The following is a 19,804-nucleotide window of genomic DNA, read 5'->3' as shown; positions in this document are numbered from 1 at the left end:
GGCCATTCGGCGTGCCAGGCTCGAACGATGGGCTACGTTGTCGGCGACTACCTGCTCGATCGGCTGCAACAGCTCGGCGTCACCGAGATCTTCGGTGTCCCGGGCGATTTCAACCTCCAGTTCCTCGACCACGTCATCGCGCACCCCGATATTCGCTGGATCGGCAGCGCCAACGAGCTCAATGCCGGCTACGCCGCCGACGGCTACGCCCGCCTGCGCGGCATCGGCGCGGTCCTCACCACCTACGGCGTGGGCGAGCTGAGCGCGGTCAACGCCATCGCGGGCAGCTATGCCGAGCATGTGCCGGTCGTGCACATCGTGGGCGTCCCGGCCAAGGACATCCAGGCCCACCACCGCGTCATCCACCACACCCTCGGCGACGGCGACTTCCACCACTTCCGCCGCATCGCCGCCGAAGTCACCTGTGCCCAGGCCGATCTCGGGGCGGCCGACGCCTGCCAGGAGATCGACCGGGTACTGAATTCGGTCCGGGTGCACCGGCGGCCGGGGTATCTGATGCTGGCCACCGATACCGCCCGCGTCGAGGTGACCCCGCCCGCGACACCGCTGGCCCCGCCCGCCGACTTCTCCAGCGCGGGCGCGCGAGCGGCATTCGCGCGGGCCGCCCGCGAATTCCTGGGCGGGCACCGGGTAACCGTGCTCGCCGACGTCTTCGTCGACCGCGTCGGGGCGACCGACCGGTTGCGCACCCTGGTCGGCCCGTCCGCGGCGCAACCGCCCGGCCTCCCGCACGCCACCCTGGCCTGGGGTAAGACCGTGGTCGACGAATCCGCCCCGAACTTCCTCGGCATCTACACCGGCGCGGCCTCACCCCCGGAAGTCCGCGCCGCCGTCGAGGACGCCGACCGGCTGGTGACCGTCGGCGTCCAATACACCGACAGCATCACCGCGGGCTTCAGTCAGCGCATCGACCCGCGCCGCACCATCGACATCGGCCCCGAACGCACCGTCATCGGCGGAGTGGACGCCTACGCCCCGCTGTCCCTGTCGGCCGCCCTGGCCATCCTCACCGACCTCGTCCCCGAATTCGCCCCTCCCGCAGCCGTGCCCGCTCACCCCGTCGCCGCCTTCACCGCCTCGCCCGCACCAGGCGACCGCCTCACCCAGGCCGCCCTCTGGCCGCTGGTGGCCGAGGCCCTGGGCAACAACAACATCGTCGTGGCCGACCAGGGCTCGGCCTTCTTCGGCCTGGCCACCCTGCGCATGCCCACCGGCATCACCTTCCTGGGCCAGCCGCTGTGGGGCTCCATCGGTTACGCCCTGCCCGCGGCCCTGGGTGCGGGCATCGCCTGCCCCGACCGCCGCGCGGTCCTCGTCATCGGCGACGGCGCGGCCCAGCTCTCCATCCAGGAACTCGGCACCTGGATCCGTGAACAACTGACCGGCGTGATCATCCTGGTCGACAACAACGGCTACGCCATCGAACGCGCCATCCACGGCCCCGACGCCCCCTACAACGACATCGCCCCCTGGCGCTGGGCCGACCTCCCGAACGCCTTCGGCGGCGATGCGGAATCGGTGCTGACCCTGCGTGCGACCACGGTCGGCGAACTGCGCGACTGCCTCCGGGCCGCCGCCGACGAGCAGGACCGACTGGTCTTCCTGCAAGTCGTCACGGGCCCCACCGACTACCCGCCCCTCGTCTCGGACATAGCCTCCGCCCTCACTCGCGCCAACACCGGAAACGGTCGAATCTGACCGGAACGGCTTGCCGGGCAGCATGATCCGCCCGAGCGGCCGCGTCCCTCGGCGAACTTCCCTTCCGTCACCCGGGGGTTGAGCTGTGCTGCAACCCATCTCACCGAATCACGCAGCGAGCAGGACTCGTACAGCCTCGTCTCCGGCGCCGAAATCCACCCGCTGAACCGCGTTATCATCGAGGTAACCAGTCGTGGCCGGGGGTGGCGCGGCAGGGAAGGCGGTTGCCATGGATGTCCCCGAATCCCATGAGCGGCACACGCCCGCACGCGATCCGAATCGCCGTCGGGCCGGTCGAATGCTGCCGCTTATGCTGCCGCTCGTCACGATCCTGGTGGTCGGGCTGGTCGCGGGGGTGCTGCTGCTGACATCACGCCCATTCGCGGGCAGCGATCTGGCCGTCAATCTGGCCGCCGACCTGATCGGCTCGGTCGTCCTGGCGTCGGTGCTCTCGCCGGTGCTCATCGCCTTCGGCAAACGCATCGAGGGCGGATTGCTGCGCCGCGAAGGCATCCCGGACGACTTCACCGACTTCCCCTACGAGGTATACCTCGAGCGACTGCGCCACGCCCGGGCCAAGATTCGCATCATGGACACCGCCAGCGGCGTCCTGGACCCGGAGGACACCGACGAGTCCCGGGTGCGGGACTACCGCCTGGACTGCATCGCGGAACTGCGCGCGGCCATCGGGCGGGGCGTCAAGGTGGAGATCCTGCTCATCGATCCGCGTTCCGCGCCTGCGCTGCAACGCAGCCGTGAGGTGCAGGAGCACGGGCTGTCCATCGCCCAGGAGCTCAAGCACAATCTGGCCCTGCTCAACGGGATTCACCAGGACTCGGAGCTGCCGCACGCCCGCAGCATGGAGGTCCGGCTCTACGACACCTCGCCGGGTATCGCCTATTGCGGAGTCGACGACGACGCCATGATCGCCTTCTTCATGCCCGATCGCATCTCCGACGAGAGCAAGCACCTCGACTTCTCGACCAGCAGTCCGTACGGGCGGATGACCACGGAGTACTTCGAGCGGGTGTGGTCCAAGAGCACATCGTTCCTGGACTACCTGTACCCGCAGGTGCGCACCAACGGGGTGGGGTCCACCCGCCGATTGGCCTGCGCCGAGTATGCCGACAAGGTGTACCTGTCTTCGATCTGGGACGACGCGCTGGCCGACACGCTCATGAAACTCGAAATGGGGCAGCAACTCACGCTCATCCTGAACGGCGACCCCAAACTGTGCCGGGTCGAGGGCCGTTACGCGCACAACAGCGACGCGGGTGAATTGTGCGCGCAGGTCGCCCGTACCCTGCTCGAGAAGTACGGGATCGCCGATTACAAGGTGTTCGTCGAGCTCGGCCTCATCGGGGCGGAGGCGTGACCCCGATTCACGGCCGGGCCCAACCGTCTGGCACAATGCTCAGGTTGCCTTGGGCGTTGTTGTGCCCGGGCACCGCCCAAATTATCCGGAGCACGAACCGGTAGAGCATCCTTCGGGGTAGCCGCCAGGTTCCTCTGTTCGCGCGAACTCCAATAAGGACGGAAATGAACACCCTCGACTTCGTCGACGCAAGCTCGCTGCGCAGCGACATCCCGGACTTCCGCCCGGGTGACACGGTCAACGTGCACGTGAAGGTTATCGAAGGCAACAAGGAGCGCATCCAGGTCTTCAAGGGCGTCGTGATCCGCCGCCAGAACGGTGGCATCCGCGAGACCTTCACCGTGCGCAAGGTCTCGTTCGGTGTCGGCGTGGAGCGCACCTTCCCGGTGCACAGCCCCAACCTCGACAAGATCGAGGTCGTGACCCGCGGTGACGTGCGTCGCGCCAAGCTGTACTACCTGCGCGATCTGCGCGGCAAGGCCGCCAAGATCAAGGAAAAGCGCTGAGGTAGCGAAACACCTCCGCCCGAGCCGCCAGTCGACTCGACAGCGCCGAGTAGCCCGGCACCGCATGGTTCTTCGCGGTGCCGGGCTACTCTGTTCCGGTGGCAGACGAGAGCGAGTCGGTGACGATGTCTGGGTCGGGCGATGAGAACGGGGCGGACACGCCCGAGACCCCGCAGCCGAAGCCGAAGAAGAAGCAGCGCCCGTTCTGGCAGGAGCTGCCCATCCTGGTCGGTTTCGCGGCGCTCATCGTGGCGCTGCTGGTCACCTTCATCGGCCGGCCCTACGTGATCCCCTCGCAGTCCATGGAACCCACCCTGCACGGCTGTGCGGGTTGCACCGGTGACCGCATCTACGTGGAGAAGCTGAGCTACTACTTCGGCGATCCGAAGCCGGGCGACGTGGTGGTGTTCGTCGGACCGACCAGTTCGTGGAACAACCGCTACAAGTCGATCCGCTCGTCCAATACCGTGGTGCGCGGGATGCAGAACTTCCTGTCCTTCTTCGGCCTGGTGCCGCCGGACGAGAACGACCTCGTCAAGCGGGTCATCGCGGTCGGCGGGCAATCGGTGAAATGCTGTGACGCGCAGGGCCGGATCATGGTCAAGGACAGCGCGCCCGGCTCGGAGTGGAAGTCCCTCGACGAGCCGTACGTGAAGTACAACAACCCCTTCGACCCGGCGCACCCCGACAACCCCTTCGGCGCCACCGGCCGTGCCTTCCCCGAGGTCAAGGTCCCGGACGGGAACCTGTGGGTGATGGGCGACAACCGCGCCGAATCGGCCGACTCCCGCTACCACATGACCGATGAGCTGCAGGGCACCGTGCCGGTCAAGGATGTGCGCGGCAAGGCCGTGTTCAAGATCTGGCCGCCCAGCCGGATCGGTCCGGTCCGCGCGCAGGACCCCCAGACGAACTGAGAATCGCGGGATAATCGACCGGTGGGGAAGATGGCGAGCGGCGCCGCGAGCCCGAAGGCGCGCGGCGGCAAGAAGATTCAGCGCATCGAGCGCGGCGACTGGCCGCCGCGCGTGGTCATGCGGTCCGCCGGTGGTCTGCGCACGCTCGAGTCCGCGCTGATCCGCAGCGGACTCGGTCCGGTCGCTGGCGTGGACGAGGCCGGGCGCGGCTGCGCGGCCGGGCCGCTGGTGGTGGCCTCGTGTTTGCTACCGCCCAAGGCCTACACCTCGCTGGCCGGTCTCGACGACTCCAAGAAGCTCACCGCGAACGCCCGCGAGCAGCTGTTCCCGATCATCGAACGGCTGGCCCTGGCGTGGGAGGTGGTGGTGATCCCGGCCTGGGAGATCGACGCCATCGGCATTCACGTCGCCAATATCGAGGGCATGCGCCGGGCCGTGGCCGGGCTGGATCCGGTGCCCGGTTACGTGCTGACCGACGGCTTCCGGGTGCCCGGCATTCCGGTGCCGTCACTGCCCGTGATCGGCGGCGATGCCTCCGCGGCCTGCATCGCGGCGGCCAGCGTGCTGGCCAAGGTGACCCGCGATCGCATGATGGTCGAGATGGACCGGCAGTATCCCGGGTACGGGTTCGCCGCCCACAAGGGCTACAACACCCCCGAGCACAATGAGGCGCTGACCCGCCTCGGCATCACCCCCGAGCACCGTCGGTCGTGGCGAAACGTCCGGGAGACCGGCCGAGTGGCTACCGATACGGCGTATGCGGGATGATGTCTCTACACCCAGTTGGGCGACAAGGAGGACGTTCCACCCGATGAGCGCCGAGGACCTCGAGAAGTACGAAACCGAGATGGAGCTATCCCTGTACCGCGAGTACAAGGACATCGTCGGCCAATTCTCGTACGTGGTGGAGACCGAGCGTCGCTTCTACCTCGCCAATTCCGTCGAACTGCGGCCGCAGAACGCCGATGGCGAGGTGTATTTCGAGGTGCGGATGTCGGATGCATGGGTATGGGACATGTACCGGCCCGCACGCTTCGTGAAGCACGTTCGCGTCATCACCTTCAAGGACGTGAATATCGAAGAGCTGGAGAAGACCGACCTGCGGCTGCCGGAGTAATCCACAGGCCGCGGTTATCCACAGCTTCACTGTTTTCCCAGGTCGGCATGGCCGGGTCCGTTTCGGGCCCGGCCATGCTGGCTGAATGGCAGAGCATCTGGCGCTGGGAGCGCACGGGGAGGAACTGGCGGCGAGCTTTCTGGCCGACGCCGGAATGGAGATCATCACCCGCAATTGGCGGTGCCGGTCGGGGGAGCTGGACATCATCGCCCGCGACGGTGAGGTCACGGTCTTCGTGGAGGTCAAGACCCGGCGCGGCCTGACCTGCGGGCCGCCCGAGGAAGCCGTCACCTTTCTCAAACAGCAGCGCATCCGCGCCGTCGCCCAGCACTGGCTGCGCGAGCAGCCGGGCCCCTGGCAGCGCGTCCGCTTCGACGTCGTCGCGGTCCTGCTCCGCCTCGGCCGCACCCCGGAGATCCGCCTGCTGAAGGCGGTGTTCTGAAATGCCCCTCGGCAGAGCGTATTCCGTCGCGGTCAACGGCGTGGAAGGCCAACTGGTAGAAATCGAAGCCGACATCGGCCAGGGCCTCCCCTCCGTCCACCTCGTCGGCCGCCCCGACACCACCCTCCAGGAATCCCGTGACCGCGTCCGCGCGGCCGTCACCAACTCCGGCGAGATGTGGCCCGACGGCCGTGTAATCCTCGCCCTGTCCCCGGCCACGCTGCCCAAGGTGGGTTCCGTCTACGACCTCGCGCTGGCGGGCGCGGTCCTCGATGCCGCGGGTGCCATCCCGTCCAACCGCCTCTCCGAAGCCGTCCTGCTCGGCGAACTGGCCCTCGACGGCCGCGTCCGCCGGGTCCGAGGGATCCTCCCCGCGGTCCTGGCCGCCCGCACCGCGGGCCGCCGCACGGTCATCGTCCCCACCGCGGCCCTCCCCGAGGCGGGCCTGGTGGACGGCATCCGCATCCTCGGCGCCTCCACCCTCATCGAACTGCTCGACTGGTTCCGCGGCGGCGGCGAACTCACCCCACCCGAACCCATCCAGCCCCCACCCGCGGTCTCGATCGGCGACCTCCGCGAGGTGGTGGGCCAAGACGAGGCCCGCTGGGCCCTCGAGGTCGCCGCCGCCGGCGGCCACCACCTCCTCCTCACCGGCCCACCCGGCATCGGCAAAACCATGCTGGCCCAACGCCTCCCGGGATTGCTGCCGCCCCTGCGGGAGCGGGATTCCCTGGAAGTGACCGCGATCCACTCGGTGGCGGGCACGCTGTCCGACGATGCTCCGCTGATCACCGCGCCGCCCTTCGTCGCCCCGCATCATTCGTCCTCGGTGACGGCAATGATCGGCGGCGGCTCGGGCACCGCGCGGCCGGGAGCGGTCAGCTGTGCGCATCGTGGCGTCCTGTTCCTCGACGAGTGCGCGGAGATCGGCACAAAGGTGCTGGAGGCGCTGCGAACTCCCTTGGAGGAAGGCGAGGTTCGTATTGCTCGCCGCGACGGGGTGTCCCGCTTCCCCGCACGGTTCCAGCTGGTGCTGGCCGCGAATCCGTGTCCTTGCGCACCTGCCCGCGATATCGATTGCATCTGTGCGCCTTTGGCTCGTCGCCGCTATCTCGGCAAGCTCTCGGGCCCGCTGATGGATCGCATCGACCTCGCGGTCCAGATGCACGCCCAATCGGCCGGGGCCTTCACCGGCGACGAGGTCGAGAGCAGCGAGGCGGTCCGCGCCCGGGTGACCGCCGCGCGCGACGTCGCCGCCAAACGCTGGGCCGAGCTCGGGATGTCCACCAATGCCGAGGTGCCCGGACATGTTCTCCGCCAGCGGTTCCGGCTGCCGCACGAGACGCTGGCACCGGTCGAAAATGCGCTGCGCCACGGCCGCATGTCCGCCCGCGGTGCGGACCGTGCGATCCGAGTGGCCTGGACGATCTGCGATCTGCGCGGCGGTGAAACCCCGAACGGTCAGGACGTCCTACAGGCCTTGAGTTTCCGGCAGCGAAGTGGGGCATGAGCGAGCGGGCGGACAACACCGAACGCGGCAGCCCGGGATATCTCGGCTGCGCAGGACTTCGTACAGGCATCGAGCTTTCGACACAGGGGTGGGACATGAACGAGACGACGAACAACGGTGAGCCGACGCGGCCGGTCGAGGGCGGCGGATCCGCTTCGGCAGCAGCGGATGCCGAGGCTCGGGGATCGGCTGAGGCGACCGGTTCCGGTGTCGTAGGAGAAACCGGCCCCGATTCGGTGTGCGGGCGGGGCGTTGATGCCGGGCGTGTCACCGATCCGGCTCCCGAGCGCGGACTCGGTGGCCATCCCGAATACGGGCGTGGTTCCGGATGGACGGGCACGATGCACGGCGTGGCCTCGCCGTCGGGAGGTTCGGGTGGGGGCGGCGATGCCGATGAGCGGCGGTTGGCCTGGGTGTATTTGTCGCGGGTGGTGGAGGGGCCGTGTGCGCCGTTGTCGGCGTTGATCGAGTCGGTGGGGGTGGTGGAGGCGGCTCGGGCGGTGCGGGAGTGTGCGTTGCCGGAGGTGTTGCGGGGGCCTACCGAGTTGCGGCGGGGGATTTGGCGGGCGGAGGAGGATTTGGCGCTTATCGGGCGGCTCGGGGGGCGGGTGGTGACGCCGGATGATGCGGAGTGGCCTGCCTGGCGGTTGCTCGGGTTGGGGCAGTTGGATCCGGGGGTGGATGAGGATGCGGGGATGCCGTTGGTGTTGTGGGTGCGCGGGCCACGGTCGTTGTCGGAGAGCACGGAGCGCGCGGTGGCAGTGGTGGGGGCCAGGTGCAGTACCGGGTATGGGAATCATGCGACCGGGGAGATCGCGGGGGAGTTGGCGGCGCGGGGGTGGACCGTGGTGTCGGGGGCGGCGTTCGGGATCGATGGGATGGCGCATCGGGCGGCGCTCGCCGTTGGCGGGATGACGATCGCGGTGCTGGCTTGCGGGCCGGATCGGCCGTATCCCGTTCAGCACGACCAACTTCTGGCGGAGATCGCCGAAACGGGTCTGGTGGTCACCGAATACCCGCCTGGTACCTCTGCTCGTAAGCACTACTTCCTGGCCCGCAATCGTTTGATCGCCGCACTCGCCGACGGAGTCGTGGTGGTGGAGGCCGGGATTCGGAGCGGGGCCCGCAATACCGTGAAGTGGTGTCGTCGGCTGGGGCGTCCGGCCATGGCGGTGCCCGGACCGATCACCTCCGCCGCCTCGGTCGGCTGTCATCGGATGATTCGCGAGGGTGAGGCGTTCATCGTCACCCGCGCCGAAGACATCCTCGATGAGGCCGGGCCACTGCGGCTTTCGCTTCCCGGTGTGGTTCCGCCCAATCCGGAGGACAACCTCGCGGGCGACGAGGCGCTGGTCCTCGCCGCCCTGCCGGGCACCGGCTCCCGGCTGCCCCGGGGCGTGGCCGCCGACACCGGCCTGTCGCTGCCCACGGTCCGTGCCGCCCTGTCGGCGTTGGAGATAGCGGGCTTGGTCGCCTGCGACGGCAATGGCTGGTATCAGACGAATTCATCGGCGACCTCGGCCACCACCACCGTCGCCGCTCATGAACGGCATCGCTCATGAACGGCATCGGCGACCCGCGCCCGCGGGACGGCCGGTCAGTCGGGCAGGCCCGCCAACCGGTGCGGGGCGAGCAGTTCGGTCACCGTTTCGGGGGAGAGCAGGCCCAGTTCGGTGGCGACTTCGGCGACCGGCTGCCCGGTTTGCAAGGCGTGCTTGGCGATTCGGGCGCTGGCGGCGTAGCCGATGTGGGGGGTCAGCGCGGTGACGATGCCGATGGAGCGGTGCACGCCCGCTTCGAGATGCTCGCGGTGGGCGGTGATGCCGTTGACGCAGCGGGTGGCCAGGGTGTCGGCGGCGGCGGTGAGGTGCGCGGTGGTGCGCAGCAGGCTGTAGGCGATGATCGGCTCGAAGGCGTTGAGCTGGAACTGCCCGCCCTCGGCGGCCATGGTCACGGTCAGGTCCGCGCCGATGGCCTCGAAGGCGATCTGATTGACGGTCTCGGGAATGACCGGGTTGACCTTGCCCGGCATGATCGACGAACCCGCCTGCACCGGCGGCAGCGTGATCTCCCGCAGCCCGGTGACCGGGCCGGAAGCCATGAGGCGCAGATCATTACAGGTCTTGGACAGCTTCACCGCCACCCGCTTGAGGATGCCCGAGACCTGGACGAAGGCGCCGCAGTCCTGGGTCGCCTCGATGAGGTTCTCGGCCGGAACGACCTGCTCGCCGGTGAGCTCGCTCAGCCGCGCACAGGCCAGCGCCGGATACAGCGGATGCCCGTTTATGCCGGTGCCGATGGCGGTGCCGCCGAGATTGACCTCGCGCAGCAGCGCGGTGCCCTCGGCCAGCCGCGCGCAGTCCTCGCGCAGCATGATCGCGAAGGTGGCGAACTCCTGCCCGAGGGTCATGGGCACGGCGTCCTGCAGCTGGGTGCGGCCCATCTTGAGGACGTCGGCGAATTCGCCCGACTTGCGCTCGAATTCGCCCGCGAGCCGCTCCAGGGCCGCGACGAGCTGCCGAATGTGCCCGATGACAGCGAGTTTCACGGCGGTGGGGTAGACGTCATTGGTGGACTGGCCGAGGTTGACGTGATCGAGCGGATCGAGTTCGGCGTAGGCACCGAGCTCGTGACCGAGCAGCTCCAGCGCCCGATTGGCGATTACCTCGTTGGCGTTCATATTGGTCGAGGTGCCCGCGCCGCCCTGGATGGGATCGATGGGGAACTGGTCGTGCAGTGCGCCGCCACGGATTTCGGCGCAGGCCGCCTCGATGGCGTCGGCGCGGCGGTCGTCGAGCAGGCCGAGTTCGCGATTGGCCCGGCAGGCGGCCTGTTTGACCGCGGCCACGGCCGCGATCAGCGCCGGGTAGTGGCCGATGCGCTCCCCGGAGATGGCGAAGTTGTCCAGTGCGCGGGCGGTGTGAACGCCCCAGTAGGCGTCCCGGGGCACCTCGAGCGCGCCCAGCGAATCGTGTTCGGTTCGGGTCTCGGTCATTGTCGTCTCCATGCGATCGGCTTGTGGCTGGCAGGGAAGGGGGTTTCAGTTGTCGAGTTCGCCGAGCAGATTGGTGGTCATCCACCGGCGCACCTCGGCCGCGGCGAGCCCGAGGCCGGCGAGATGAGCGAGTTTGGCCAGTGCGGCCTCCCGCGTCAGGTCGCCGCCCCCGATGGCGCCCGCGGCGAGCAGCGCGCGACCCGGCCCGTATCGGCCGAGGTCCACGGTTCCGTTGTCGCAGTGGGTGATCGCCACGACGGGCGTGCCGCGTTCGCTCGCCCGGCCGATCGCCGCGACCGCGGCCTCGGACATCGGCATGGTCCCCGCTCCGTAGCATTCGAGCACCACACCGCCGTGGTAGATGCGCAGCGCGGCATCGAGCAGATCGGTGTCCATGCCGGGAAAAACGGTGAAAAGGCCGACCGGAGGGCAGGTTTCGGCCGTGCGCGCCGCGACCGGGGGAACGGTCGGCACCGGCGGCGGGGTGAGCGGGCGCACGGTGGTGAACCCGTCGTATCCGTCGCAGCTGCGTTTGCTGGCCCGCACCGCCGGATGCAGCGCCGATCCGAAGGCGATGAAGACGCCCGGAGCTGGTTGGGTGGCAATCGAATTCAGCGCCAGCATCAGATTGTCCCCGGCATCGCTGGCCGGCAGGCCCAGCGGGATCTGCGCGCCGGTCAGCACCACCGGCATCGGGAGGTCGTGCAGTTCGAACGCGAGGCGCGCGCCCGTATAGGCCATGGTGTCGGTGCCGTGGATGACGACGACGCCGTCGGGTGCGGTGGCGTCGAGCCCGGCGCGCGCCCGCCGGGCGATCCGGGCGGCGGTGCCGGAATCGGCGTCGGCGCTGTCGATGACCGGGTCGAGTTCGGTGTAGCGGAACTCGACCGGAATCCCGAACAGATCGGAGTAGGTGTCGATCAGCTCGGCGACCTCGCCGCCGATCCCGGCTCGCGGGCGCAGGCCGTCCCCGCGGTCGATCATGCCGAAGGTGCCTCCGGTGTAGAGGATTTCGACCCGCAGCGTCGAAATCTCCTGTGCCACCGTGCTGGACGCGGCGTTGGTCATAGCGCGGACCGCCCCTCCGGGGCAGCGGCCGGTGCGAGCACGTCGGAATTCAGTCGCCCGCGCACCCGGTACCAGCCCGCCACCATGGCCGCGACCACGCCGAGGAACACCACCAGGGTGATGCGCCCGATCTCGGCGTCGAAGAACATCAGCACCACGACCGCGGCCAGGAAGCCGAGGGTGAGGACATTGAGCACCGGCGCGTTGGGCAGCCGGAACTCCGGTCGCGTGTACTCGCCCCGCTCGGCGCGGCGCACGAAGACCCAGTGGCAGATCATGATCGACGCCCAGGTGCCGACAATGCCCAGTCCGGCCAGGTTCAGCACGATCTCGAAGGCCTTCTCGGGCACCACCAGATTCAGCACCACGCCCACGATGCCGACCGCGCTGGTGATCAGGATGCCGCCGTAGGGCACACCCCGGCGGTTCATGCGTGCGGCGAACCGCGGCGCGGTCCCGGCCACCGCCATCGATCGCAGTGTGCGGCCGGTCGCGTACAGGCCCGCGTTGAGGCTGGACATGGCGGCGGTCAGCACCACCAGGTTCATGACGTCACCGGCGTGCGGAACGCCGATCTTGCCCATGACCGTGACGAACGGGCTCTCCCCGGCGGAGTAGGAGGTCCACGGCAGCAGCAGCGTGAACAGCACCACCGACCCGGCGTAGAACAGCACGATCCGCCACATGATGGAGTTGACCGCCTTGGGCACCACGGCCCGCGGATTGTCGGATTCGCCCGCGGCCACGCCGATCATCTCGGTGCCGCCGAAGGCGAACACCACGCCCAGGGCGATGGTCAGCATCGGGGCCAGCCCGCGCGGGAAGATGCCGCCGTTGTCGGTGATGGTGGACAGGCCCGGGGTGTGCCCGTCGATACCGGTGCCGGAGACGATGAACCCGATGGCCACCAGCATGAACACGACGATGGTGCCGACCTTGACGAGCGCGAACCAGAACTCCAGCTCACCGAACAGCTTGACCGACACCACATTCAGCCCGACCACCACGGCCAGGGCGACCAGCGCGAGCACCCACTGCGGCACCGGCACGAAGAACGACCAGTAGTGCGCGTAGAGCGCGACCGCGGTGATGTCGGCCACCAGGGTCGTGGACCAGTTCAGGAAATACAGCCATCCCACCGAGTAGGCGCCGCACTCGCCGAGGAACTCGCGGGCGTAGGAGACGAACGCCCCGGACGAGGGCCGGTACATGACCAGCTCGCCGAGCGCCCGCACCACCATGAAGGTGAAGACGCCGCAGACGATGTAGACGATGGCCAGCGACGGGCCGGCCAGCGCCATCCGGCCGCTGGCGCCCAGGAACAGGCCGGTGCCGATGGATCCGCCGATGGCGATCATCCGCATGTGCCGCTTGCGCAGCTGCTTCTGATAGCCGAGATCACCGGCGTCGATCCGCTCGGACGGATCCGACGGCCCCGAGGGCTCGGACGGACCCGCCGGGGTGATTGTGTGCGCCGCGGACGGCGGCTGGTCGAGCTGCATGGGAAACCTTCCTCGGGCCGGATCCAGCCTCCGCGAGCGGGGGAAGCGCTCAGGCAGTAAGGCTGTCAGGCTGTAAGACAGGTGAACCGTAATTGGCGTCACACCCGGTGTCAATGGCCTGCCGGGTCACCCCGCGCACCGCCCGCGTGAGCGTTTTGCGCGGCTCGAACGGCGTCGCCCATACTGGTCGCGTGACGGTCGAAGAAGGACGGGTACAGCGCATCGGCGCTACCGAGGCGGTCTTTCGTCGACTCAAGAGCCTGATCGCCAGCGGTGAGTACGCGGTCGGTGACCGCATGCCCGGTGAGATCGCCCTGGCCAAGGAATTCGGGGTGAGCCGCCCGGTGGTGCGTGAGGCCCTGCACGCCTGCGCCATTCTCGGCCTCACCGAAACACACACCGGCCGAGGCACTTGCGTCATTTCCGCCAAGGAGAACGCGCGCCTGACCTTCGCCGGCATCGAGGCCGGGGACCTGATCGAGGCCCGCCGCCTGGTGGAGATTCCGGCCGCCGGTTTCGCCGCCGAGCGCCGCACGCCCGAGCAGCTGCAAGAGCTGTTCACCCTGCTGGACAAGCTGGCCGCCACCACCGACGCCCGCGAATGGGTCCGCCACGACGGCGAACTGCACACCGCCATCGCGGCGGCGAGCGGGAACAAGATGCTGACCTCGATGGTCGCCGACACCCGTCGCGCCCTCGACGTGCAGTCGGAATTCCTCAACCTGACCCAGGACCGCCGCGCCGACTCCGACCGCGAACACGAGGCGATCGTGCGCGCCATCCAGGCCCGCTCGCCCGAAGCGGCACGCCAGGCCATGACCGAGCATCTGGAACGAGTCGCCGAAACCCTCGCCCGCATCGACGGCTGACACCGCGGCCCCGCCGGACCGCCGCCGCGATCGAAACCTGGACCGCCGCGGATTCGAGGCCGGACCACTGCCGGTATCGCGGCCGGGCCCCTGGCTCAGGGCTGGACCGCCGGTATCGCGGCCGGGCCCCTGGCTCAGGGCTGGACCGCCGGTATCGCGGCCGGGCCCCTGATTCAGAGCTGGACCGCCGGCATTGTGGCCGGGCGGCTGCTGGTTCAGGGCAGGACCGCCGATCTTGCGGCTGGACCGCTGCTGATTCAGGGCTGGACCGCGCCGGGATCGGGGGTTGGACTGCTGCTGAAATCGGAGCTGGGCTGCTGCGGTTTCGGGGCTGGACCGTCGCCGGTGTCGGGGCCGGACCGCCGTCGGCGTCGGCGAGGGCGCTTGCCATCCGGTGGAATTCGGGACAGCGTGGGGGAATGAGTGAGCTGCCCGAGGATTTGGAGGCATTGCTGGCCGAGTACGGGCGGCATTTGCGGTTGGGGCGGAACAGATCGGCGCACACGGTGCGGGCCTATGTGGGCGATGCGCGCGCGTTGTTGGAGCATCTGCTGAACCGGGCCGTGGATTCCGGTGTGGGGGAAGTGGATCTGGCGCTGCTGCGGTCGTGGCTGGCGGCGCAGGCGGCCGGGGGAGCGGCGCGGACCACGATGGCTCGACGGGCGTCGTCGGCGCGCACCTTCACCGCGTGGCTGACGCACACCGGGCGACTGACGGTGGATCCCGGGCCGCGGCTGGGATCGGCGCGGGCGCACCGGGTGTTGCCGTCGGTGCTGGGGAAGGCGCAGGCGCGGGCGGCCATGGAGGCGGCGGAATCCGGGGCGGCGCAGCGGGATCCGATGGCGCTGCGGGATCGGTTGATCGTGGAGATGTTGTATGCCACGGGGATTCGGGTGAGCGAGCTGTGCGGGCTCGACATCGAGGATGTGGATCGGGAGCGGCGGCTGGTGCGGGTGCTGGGCAAGGGGAACAAGGAGCGGGCGGTGCCGTTCGGGGGACCCGCCGAGCAGGCCCTCGATGCGTGGTTGCGATTCGGGCGGTCGGCGCTGGCCACGCCGGAGTCGGAGCGGGCGTTGTTGCTGGGGCGGCGGGGGCGGCGGATCGATCAGCGGCAGGCCAGAACGGTTGTGCACGAGGTGGTTTCCGCGATTCCCGGGGCACCGGACATGGGGCCGCACGGATTCCGGCACACCGCCGCCACCCACCTGCTCGAGGGCGGGGCGGATCTGCGGGTGGTGCAGGAGATCCTGGGCCACGCGAGCATGGCGACCACTCAGCTCTACACGCACGTGTCCATCGACCGGCTCAAGAAGGTGCACGACCAAGCCCATCCGCGCGCCTGAATCCGAAGGTCTGAAGCTCATGTTCATTCCCGAGTCGGTCGAACTACTACCGGGCGCCGCCGACTCGCCGGTGGTGCTGCACGTCCCGCACTCCGCGCGCACGATTCCGGACGCCGTACGGGCGGACCTGCTGCTCGACGCCCGGGCTCTCGACGGTGAACTCGACGCCATCACCGACGCCCACACCGCCCGGCTGGCCGAACTGGCGGCGGATCTCGCGCCGATGCGTCCGTGGCGGTTCCTGAACCGCCTGTCGCGGCTGGTCGTCGATCCCGAGCGCTTCCCGGACGAGCGGGAGGAGATGTGCGCGGTCGGCATGGGCGCGGTGTACACCGCCACCACGGATCGGAAGCCCTTACGCGCCCCGGACTTCGATCCGAATCCCTTGCTGGACCACTACTTCCACCCCTACGCGCGGGCCATGGCGGCGCTGGTCGCCGACCGGCTCGCCGCGGTCGGCCGCGTCGTGATCATCGACGTGCACTCCTACCCGACCCGGCCCCTGCCCTACGAACTGCACGGCGATGGCCCCCGCCCACCGATCTGCCTGGGCGCGGACGCCTTTCACACACCCCCCGAACTGCTCACCCGCGCCGCGGGAGCCTTCGTCGAGTTCGGTGGCGTCGGGGTCAACAGCCCGTTCGCGGGAACCTACGTGCCACTGGACTTCTACGACAGCGAGCCGCGGGTCGCCGCGCTGATGGTGGAGATCCGCCGCGATACCTACATGACCGAGCCCGGTGGGCCGCCCGGTCCGGGAATGGATCGCCTGGCCGCGGCGCTGGCTTCTCTCATTGCCGGAATTTCATGATCAATGGCATATTGAATTTGTATCGACGATCTATCGGAGTTCGTGCTAGCGTCGCTTAGGTAAGCCTAATATTGGAGGTAGTCCCTTGGCACGCACACGCACGAAACTGGTGGTCCAGAACACGATCCGGCTGTCCGACCACCTCATCCGGGTTCGGCTCGGCGGTCCGGGTTTCGAGTCCTTCCGGCCCAACGACTTCACCGACGCCTACGTCAAGCTCGTGTTCCCGGGCGTGGACGGCGAGACCATGCGCACCTACACCGTGCGCGAAGTGGACCCGGCGGCGCAGGAGTTCGCCATCGATTTCGTCCATCACGGCGACGAGGGCGTGGCCGGTCCGTGGGCCGCAGCGGCCGAACCCGGCGACACCATCGAGCTGATGGGCCCCGGTGGCGCGTACGCGCCGCGCGCCGACGCCGACTGGCACCTGCTGGCCGGCGACGAATCCGCGCTCCCGGCCATTGCCGCAGCCTGCGCCGCCCTGCCCGCCGATGCCGTGGGCGGGGTGTTCGTGGAGGTCACGGGTCCCGCCGACGAACTCGCCTTCGTTCACCCGGAAGGCGTGGAGCTCACCTGGATTCACCGCGGCGCGGCCGAACCGGGGCAGCGGCTGGCCGCCGCCGTCCGGTCCGCGCCCTGGCGCGACGGCCGGGCGCACGTCTTCATCCACGGCGAGGCGCAGGCCGTCATGCACGACCTGCGCCCCTACGTCCGCAAGGAACGCGGCGTCCCCGCCGAGTGGGCCTCCATCTCCGGCTACTGGCGGCGCGGCCGCACCGAGGAGGGCTTCCGCCGCTGGAAGTCCGAGCTCGCCGAGCGCGAGAAGGCCGCTCCCGCAGTGGTTTAGGCCACCCACTTCAGCTGACCCGCTCGGACCGGTCGACGCGCCACTCGTAGGTGCGCCGCACGGACCCGTCGCGGGTCATGAGCGGCAGCACGAGGCGCGGCGATGTGTCTGGCGGTGATCGGCTGCGAAAAATGATCGACGCCAGCGGTTTGCCGCCGTACCGTCCCGATCATGACCACCGACCCCGCGCCCCTCCGTGACCGTCTGCGCGCCGCCCTCCCCGCAGCCATGAAGCAACGCGACCGCCCCGCCATCGCGGCCCTGCGCTCGGCCCTGGGCGCCATCGACAACGCCGAAGCCGTCGATGGCACCGACGTTCGTGCCGGTGCCATCGAGACCAGCGCCGTCGGCCCGGGTGCTGCCGAACGTGCCCGCCATGCACTCACCGAGGCCGACATCGAAGCCATCGTCCGTACCGAAATCGACGAACGCCGCCGCGCCGCAGAGGAATACGATGCCCTGTCCGGCGGAGCCGACCGCGCCGAATCCCTCCGCGCCGAAGCCGCAGTACTGGCCATCCACTTCGAGTCCTGATCGCCCGCGATCCACCCCGCCGCAGCGCACCGACGATGGGGCGGTCGTTTCAGCGAATTGCGCGCGCAGGCGACCTCCGAGTCGACCGTGCTCGCTGAATTCCGCGCGGGCGTGCGGGACGTCATCCGCCGCCGGACTTCGGGGCGGTGATATCGGTTCCGCGCGTATCTCGGCTTCGCGGAACACATTTCGCCAGGCGGAGTCCGATGTCGGCGGGTGGGGTCAGCGCGGGCGGAGGGTGTCTATGTAGCGGTGGGCGAACCAGCGTTGGATCAGGCGGACGATCGGGGCGCCGAGGCGGGTGTACCAGGCGCCTGGGCGGGAGAAGGCGGCGATGACGCCGTAGACGGAATCATCGGTGGGGTCGTATTCCACTGCGAATAGTTCTTCGCCGATTTCCGGGTGGCCCGACAGGGTGCCGTAGGCGAAACCGCGTCGGTCGGGGTCGTCGAGGACGTAGACGACTCGGCAGGGGGCGTTCACGCCGAATGGGCCCAGGTGCAGGCGGACGGTGAGTTCCGTGCCGGGTTCGAGGGTGGGGGTGGTGGCGTGCAGAAAGATGCCGGTGTCGCGTTGGATGCCGTAGGTGCGGATGTGCTCGGCAGCTTGCTCGAACAGCGCTCTCCCGGAACCGATTCGGAGGCGCAGCCGGAAATGGTCGTAACCGGGCGGGAAGTCGCCCGCGGTGCCGCCGACGTCGGCGTAGGTGAAGGGAACGGTGGCGGGCTGCTCCGGCATGGCTCCATCCTCGCCGGGCGTGGCAGGCGTCGCGACGTGAGCGTGGTCTCGCGTTCGAGCATCGCCTACCCGGGGTGATCGACCATCGGGTACCAGGGGGCGGGGAGCATTGGGCACCAGGTGTGGGTGGGCTTCAGATATCAGGGGTTGGATCTGGAATTCAGGCATGAGGGGACTCCGGGGCCAGGGGCTTCAGTCGGATGGGTGTGTGGCGGATCAGGCCGAGCGGATCGAGGTATTCGCGGTCGCGGCGGACGCCCCAGTGCAGGCAGGGCGAGCAGGGGCGGTGGCCCGGTTCCACGGTGCCGATGGGGGAACCGCGAATTACCCTGCGGCCCACCGGGACCGAGGCGGCAACCGGCTCGTAGGTGGTGCGCAGGCCGCCGGGGTGATCCAGTGAGATGACCGGCTTGCCTGCGACGGACCCGGTGAAGACGACCGTGCCGTCACCGGCGGCGAGCACGGATTGCCCCGCATCGCCGGCCAGATCGACGCCGCGATGGTCGGGCAGCCAGTCGAACTCCGGGTTGTCGAAGGGGCGCGCCACGGCCGGCCGGGGCGATAGCGGCCAATCGAAGTCGCCGATCGGCGCCGCCGTTCCCGGCGCGGCCGACACGACGGTGCACAGCACGGCGTGCACACAGACCGACAGTGCGGCGGGGCGTCCGATCGACGTGGTCATGCCGTAAGCCTGCGCGCTCGAATGTGCCCGCGCGATAGCGCTTTCGGCGAGTGTGGATAACACGACCGATTGTGAACAGCGTCAATGCCACACAATCGCGTGATGCCCGGGGTCGAGGCTGGACACGACCGCCAGTTCGGGTCCACCGTCGAGTCGCCGTAGGCCCGCGGTGCCGATGACCGGGCCGTCGGGGCCGATTTCACGCACCGCCCAGAATCCGATCGCTCGCGCGCAGAGGCGTCAGCGTCAGCCGTGCGGTCCGCGGCATCAGCCCACGATAGGTCCCTGACCTGCGCGTGGTCACCCGGTTATCACCCACCCCCAGGGGGCGATTTCAGTCTGACGCCCCGGCTGCGTAAACTGGTCCAGCGGTTTGCGTGAACGCGAACCGACTTCGCGCGCCCACTGTGAGTGTCGCCGGCTGGTCCCCCTGAATTTCTCGGAGGGTTCCGGTGGCCGTGGGCGCCAGGGCAGGGATCGCCGATTCCTGTGTCAACCAGCAACGAGAGGAAGTTACGGAGCCATGGCTGTCGTAACAATGAAGCAGCTGCTCGACAGCGGCGCGCACTTCGGTCACCAGACCCGCCGGTGGAACCCGAAGATGAAGCAGCTGCTCGACAGCGGCGCGCACTTCGGTCACCAGACCCGCCGGTGGAACCCGAAGATGAAGCGGTTCATCTTCACCGACCGCAACGGCATCTACATCATCGACCTGCAGCAGACGCTGACCTACATCGACAAGGCCTACGAGTTCGTCAAGGAGACCGTTGCCCACGGCGGCACCGTCCTCTTCGTCGGCACCAAGAAGCAGGCCCAGGAGTCGATCGCC

The 19,804-nt window shown here is 69.0% G+C and carries 21 protein-coding genes; 15 read left to right on the top strand and 6 right to left on the bottom strand.

Annotated elements, in window-relative coordinates; genetic code table 11:
- Positions 1 to 27: 27 nt before the first annotated feature.
- The 9 genes from NS2_RS09680 to dprA all read left to right on the top strand — a co-directional run bounded on the left by NS2_RS09680 (position 28) and on the right by dprA (position 9,148).
- Positions 28 to 1,719: an alpha-keto acid decarboxylase family protein gene (locus NS2_RS09680; protein ID WP_033086108.1), complete on the top strand. Its 1,692-nt coding sequence runs from the start codon at positions 28 to 30 to the stop codon at positions 1,717 to 1,719.
- A 310-nt stretch (positions 1,720 to 2,029) separates the two neighbouring features.
- Positions 2,030 to 3,094, top strand: a complete 1,065-nt coding sequence (locus NS2_RS09675; protein ID WP_033086109.1) for a hypothetical protein — start codon at positions 2,030 to 2,032, stop codon at positions 3,092 to 3,094.
- Positions 3,095 to 3,258: 164 nt separating this feature from the next.
- Positions 3,259 to 3,600 (top strand): 50S ribosomal protein L19, encoded by a 342-nt coding sequence (gene rplS / locus NS2_RS09670; protein ID WP_033086110.1) that lies wholly within the window; start codon positions 3,259 to 3,261, stop codon positions 3,598 to 3,600.
- A gap of 98 nt (positions 3,601 to 3,698) precedes the next feature.
- A complete protein-coding gene (gene lepB, locus NS2_RS09665) occupies positions 3,699 to 4,517 on the top strand; it encodes a signal peptidase I (RefSeq protein WP_373456058.1) in 819 nt (272 codons plus the stop codon).
- A gap of 30 nt (positions 4,518 to 4,547) precedes the next feature.
- On the top strand, positions 4,548 to 5,285 hold the full coding sequence (locus tag NS2_RS09660) for a ribonuclease HII (RefSeq protein ID WP_071812325.1): 738 nt from the start codon (positions 4,548 to 4,550) through the stop codon (positions 5,283 to 5,285).
- Between the two features lie 43 nt (positions 5,286 to 5,328).
- On the top strand, positions 5,329 to 5,634 hold the full coding sequence (locus tag NS2_RS09655) for a DUF2469 domain-containing protein (protein ID WP_019929973.1): 306 nt from the start codon (positions 5,329 to 5,331) through the stop codon (positions 5,632 to 5,634).
- Between the two features lie 85 nt (positions 5,635 to 5,719).
- A complete protein-coding gene (locus NS2_RS09650) occupies positions 5,720 to 6,076 on the top strand; it encodes a YraN family protein (RefSeq protein WP_033086111.1) in 357 nt (118 codons plus the stop codon).
- Position 6,077: 1 nt separating this feature from the next.
- Positions 6,078 to 7,586 (top strand): YifB family Mg chelatase-like AAA ATPase, encoded by a 1,509-nt coding sequence (locus tag NS2_RS09645; protein ID WP_036551265.1) that lies wholly within the window; start codon positions 6,078 to 6,080, stop codon positions 7,584 to 7,586.
- A 341-nt stretch (positions 7,587 to 7,927) separates the two neighbouring features.
- Positions 7,928 to 9,148 (top strand): DNA-processing protein DprA, encoded by a 1,221-nt coding sequence (gene dprA / locus NS2_RS09640; protein WP_052086034.1) that lies wholly within the window; start codon positions 7,928 to 7,930, stop codon positions 9,146 to 9,148.
- Between the two features lie 35 nt (positions 9,149 to 9,183).
- Here dprA and NS2_RS09635 read toward each other — a convergent pair whose 3' ends face one another.
- The 3 genes from NS2_RS09635 to NS2_RS09625 are packed head-to-tail and all read right to left on the bottom strand — an operon-like array spanning position 9,184 to position 13,151.
- Entirely contained in the window at positions 9,184 to 10,581 is a 1,398-nt protein-coding gene (locus NS2_RS09635) for an aspartate ammonia-lyase (protein ID WP_228102892.1), read from the bottom strand.
- Positions 10,582 to 10,626: 45 nt separating this feature from the next.
- Entirely contained in the window at positions 10,627 to 11,649 is a 1,023-nt protein-coding gene (locus NS2_RS09630) for an asparaginase domain-containing protein (RefSeq protein ID WP_052086035.1), read from the bottom strand.
- Positions 11,646 to 13,151, bottom strand: a complete 1,506-nt coding sequence (locus NS2_RS09625; protein WP_081985683.1) for an amino acid permease — start codon at positions 13,149 to 13,151, stop codon at positions 11,646 to 11,648. The genes NS2_RS09630 and NS2_RS09625 overlap by 4 nt, the downstream gene beginning before the upstream one ends.
- 191 nt (positions 13,152 to 13,342) lie before the next feature.
- Between NS2_RS09625 and NS2_RS09620 the strand changes: the two genes are divergently transcribed.
- The 5 genes from NS2_RS09620 to NS2_RS09600 all read left to right on the top strand — a co-directional run bounded on the left by NS2_RS09620 (position 13,343) and on the right by NS2_RS09600 (position 17,555).
- Positions 13,343 to 14,020: a FadR/GntR family transcriptional regulator gene (locus NS2_RS09620; protein WP_222594864.1), complete on the top strand. Its 678-nt coding sequence runs from the start codon at positions 13,343 to 13,345 to the stop codon at positions 14,018 to 14,020.
- Between the two features lie 419 nt (positions 14,021 to 14,439).
- Positions 14,440 to 15,363: a tyrosine recombinase XerC gene (locus NS2_RS09615; RefSeq protein WP_052086036.1), complete on the top strand. Its 924-nt coding sequence runs from the start codon at positions 14,440 to 14,442 to the stop codon at positions 15,361 to 15,363.
- 19 nt (positions 15,364 to 15,382) lie between these two features.
- Positions 15,383 to 16,174 carry an N-formylglutamate amidohydrolase gene (locus tag NS2_RS09610; RefSeq protein ID WP_033086115.1) on the top strand — a complete coding sequence of 264 codons (792 nt, stop codon included), beginning with the start codon at positions 15,383 to 15,385 and terminating at the stop codon, positions 16,172 to 16,174.
- A gap of 85 nt (positions 16,175 to 16,259) precedes the next feature.
- Entirely contained in the window at positions 16,260 to 17,021 is a 762-nt protein-coding gene (locus NS2_RS09605; RefSeq protein ID WP_033086116.1) for a siderophore-interacting protein, read from the top strand.
- A gap of 171 nt (positions 17,022 to 17,192) precedes the next feature.
- The gene (locus tag NS2_RS09600) at positions 17,193 to 17,555 is read left to right on the top strand and encodes a GatB/YqeY domain-containing protein (RefSeq protein ID WP_033086117.1); all 363 of its coding nucleotides are present in this window, start codon (positions 17,193 to 17,195) and stop codon (positions 17,553 to 17,555) included.
- 222 nt (positions 17,556 to 17,777) lie between these two features.
- On the opposite strand, the gene NS2_RS09595 is transcribed toward NS2_RS09600, so the two are convergent.
- The 3 genes from NS2_RS09595 to NS2_RS37320 form a co-directional block, all read right to left on the bottom strand.
- Positions 17,778 to 18,293 (bottom strand): DUF1990 domain-containing protein, encoded by a 516-nt coding sequence (locus NS2_RS09595; RefSeq protein ID WP_033086118.1) that lies wholly within the window; start codon positions 18,291 to 18,293, stop codon positions 17,778 to 17,780.
- A gap of 160 nt (positions 18,294 to 18,453) precedes the next feature.
- A complete protein-coding gene (locus tag NS2_RS09590) occupies positions 18,454 to 18,975 on the bottom strand; it encodes a M23 family metallopeptidase (RefSeq protein WP_052086037.1) in 522 nt (173 codons plus the stop codon).
- 81 nt (positions 18,976 to 19,056) lie between these two features.
- A complete protein-coding gene (locus NS2_RS37320; RefSeq protein WP_259466207.1) occupies positions 19,057 to 19,182 on the bottom strand; it encodes a hypothetical protein in 126 nt (41 codons plus the stop codon).
- A gap of 394 nt (positions 19,183 to 19,576) precedes the next feature.
- On the opposite strand from NS2_RS37320, the gene rpsB reads away from it, so the two are divergent.
- The coding region (gene rpsB, locus NS2_RS09585) for a 30S ribosomal protein S2 (protein WP_147207135.1) at positions 19,577 to 19,804 on the top strand (228 nt) is incomplete at its 3' end.

It is taken from the genome of Nocardia seriolae NBRC 15557 (genome assembly GCF_007990715.1).
Lineage (GTDB): Bacteria > Actinomycetota > Actinomycetes > Mycobacteriales > Mycobacteriaceae > Nocardia > Nocardia seriolae.
Note: the sequence above shows the minus strand (reverse complement) of the source record. Positions and strands in the feature narration are given on the sequence as shown.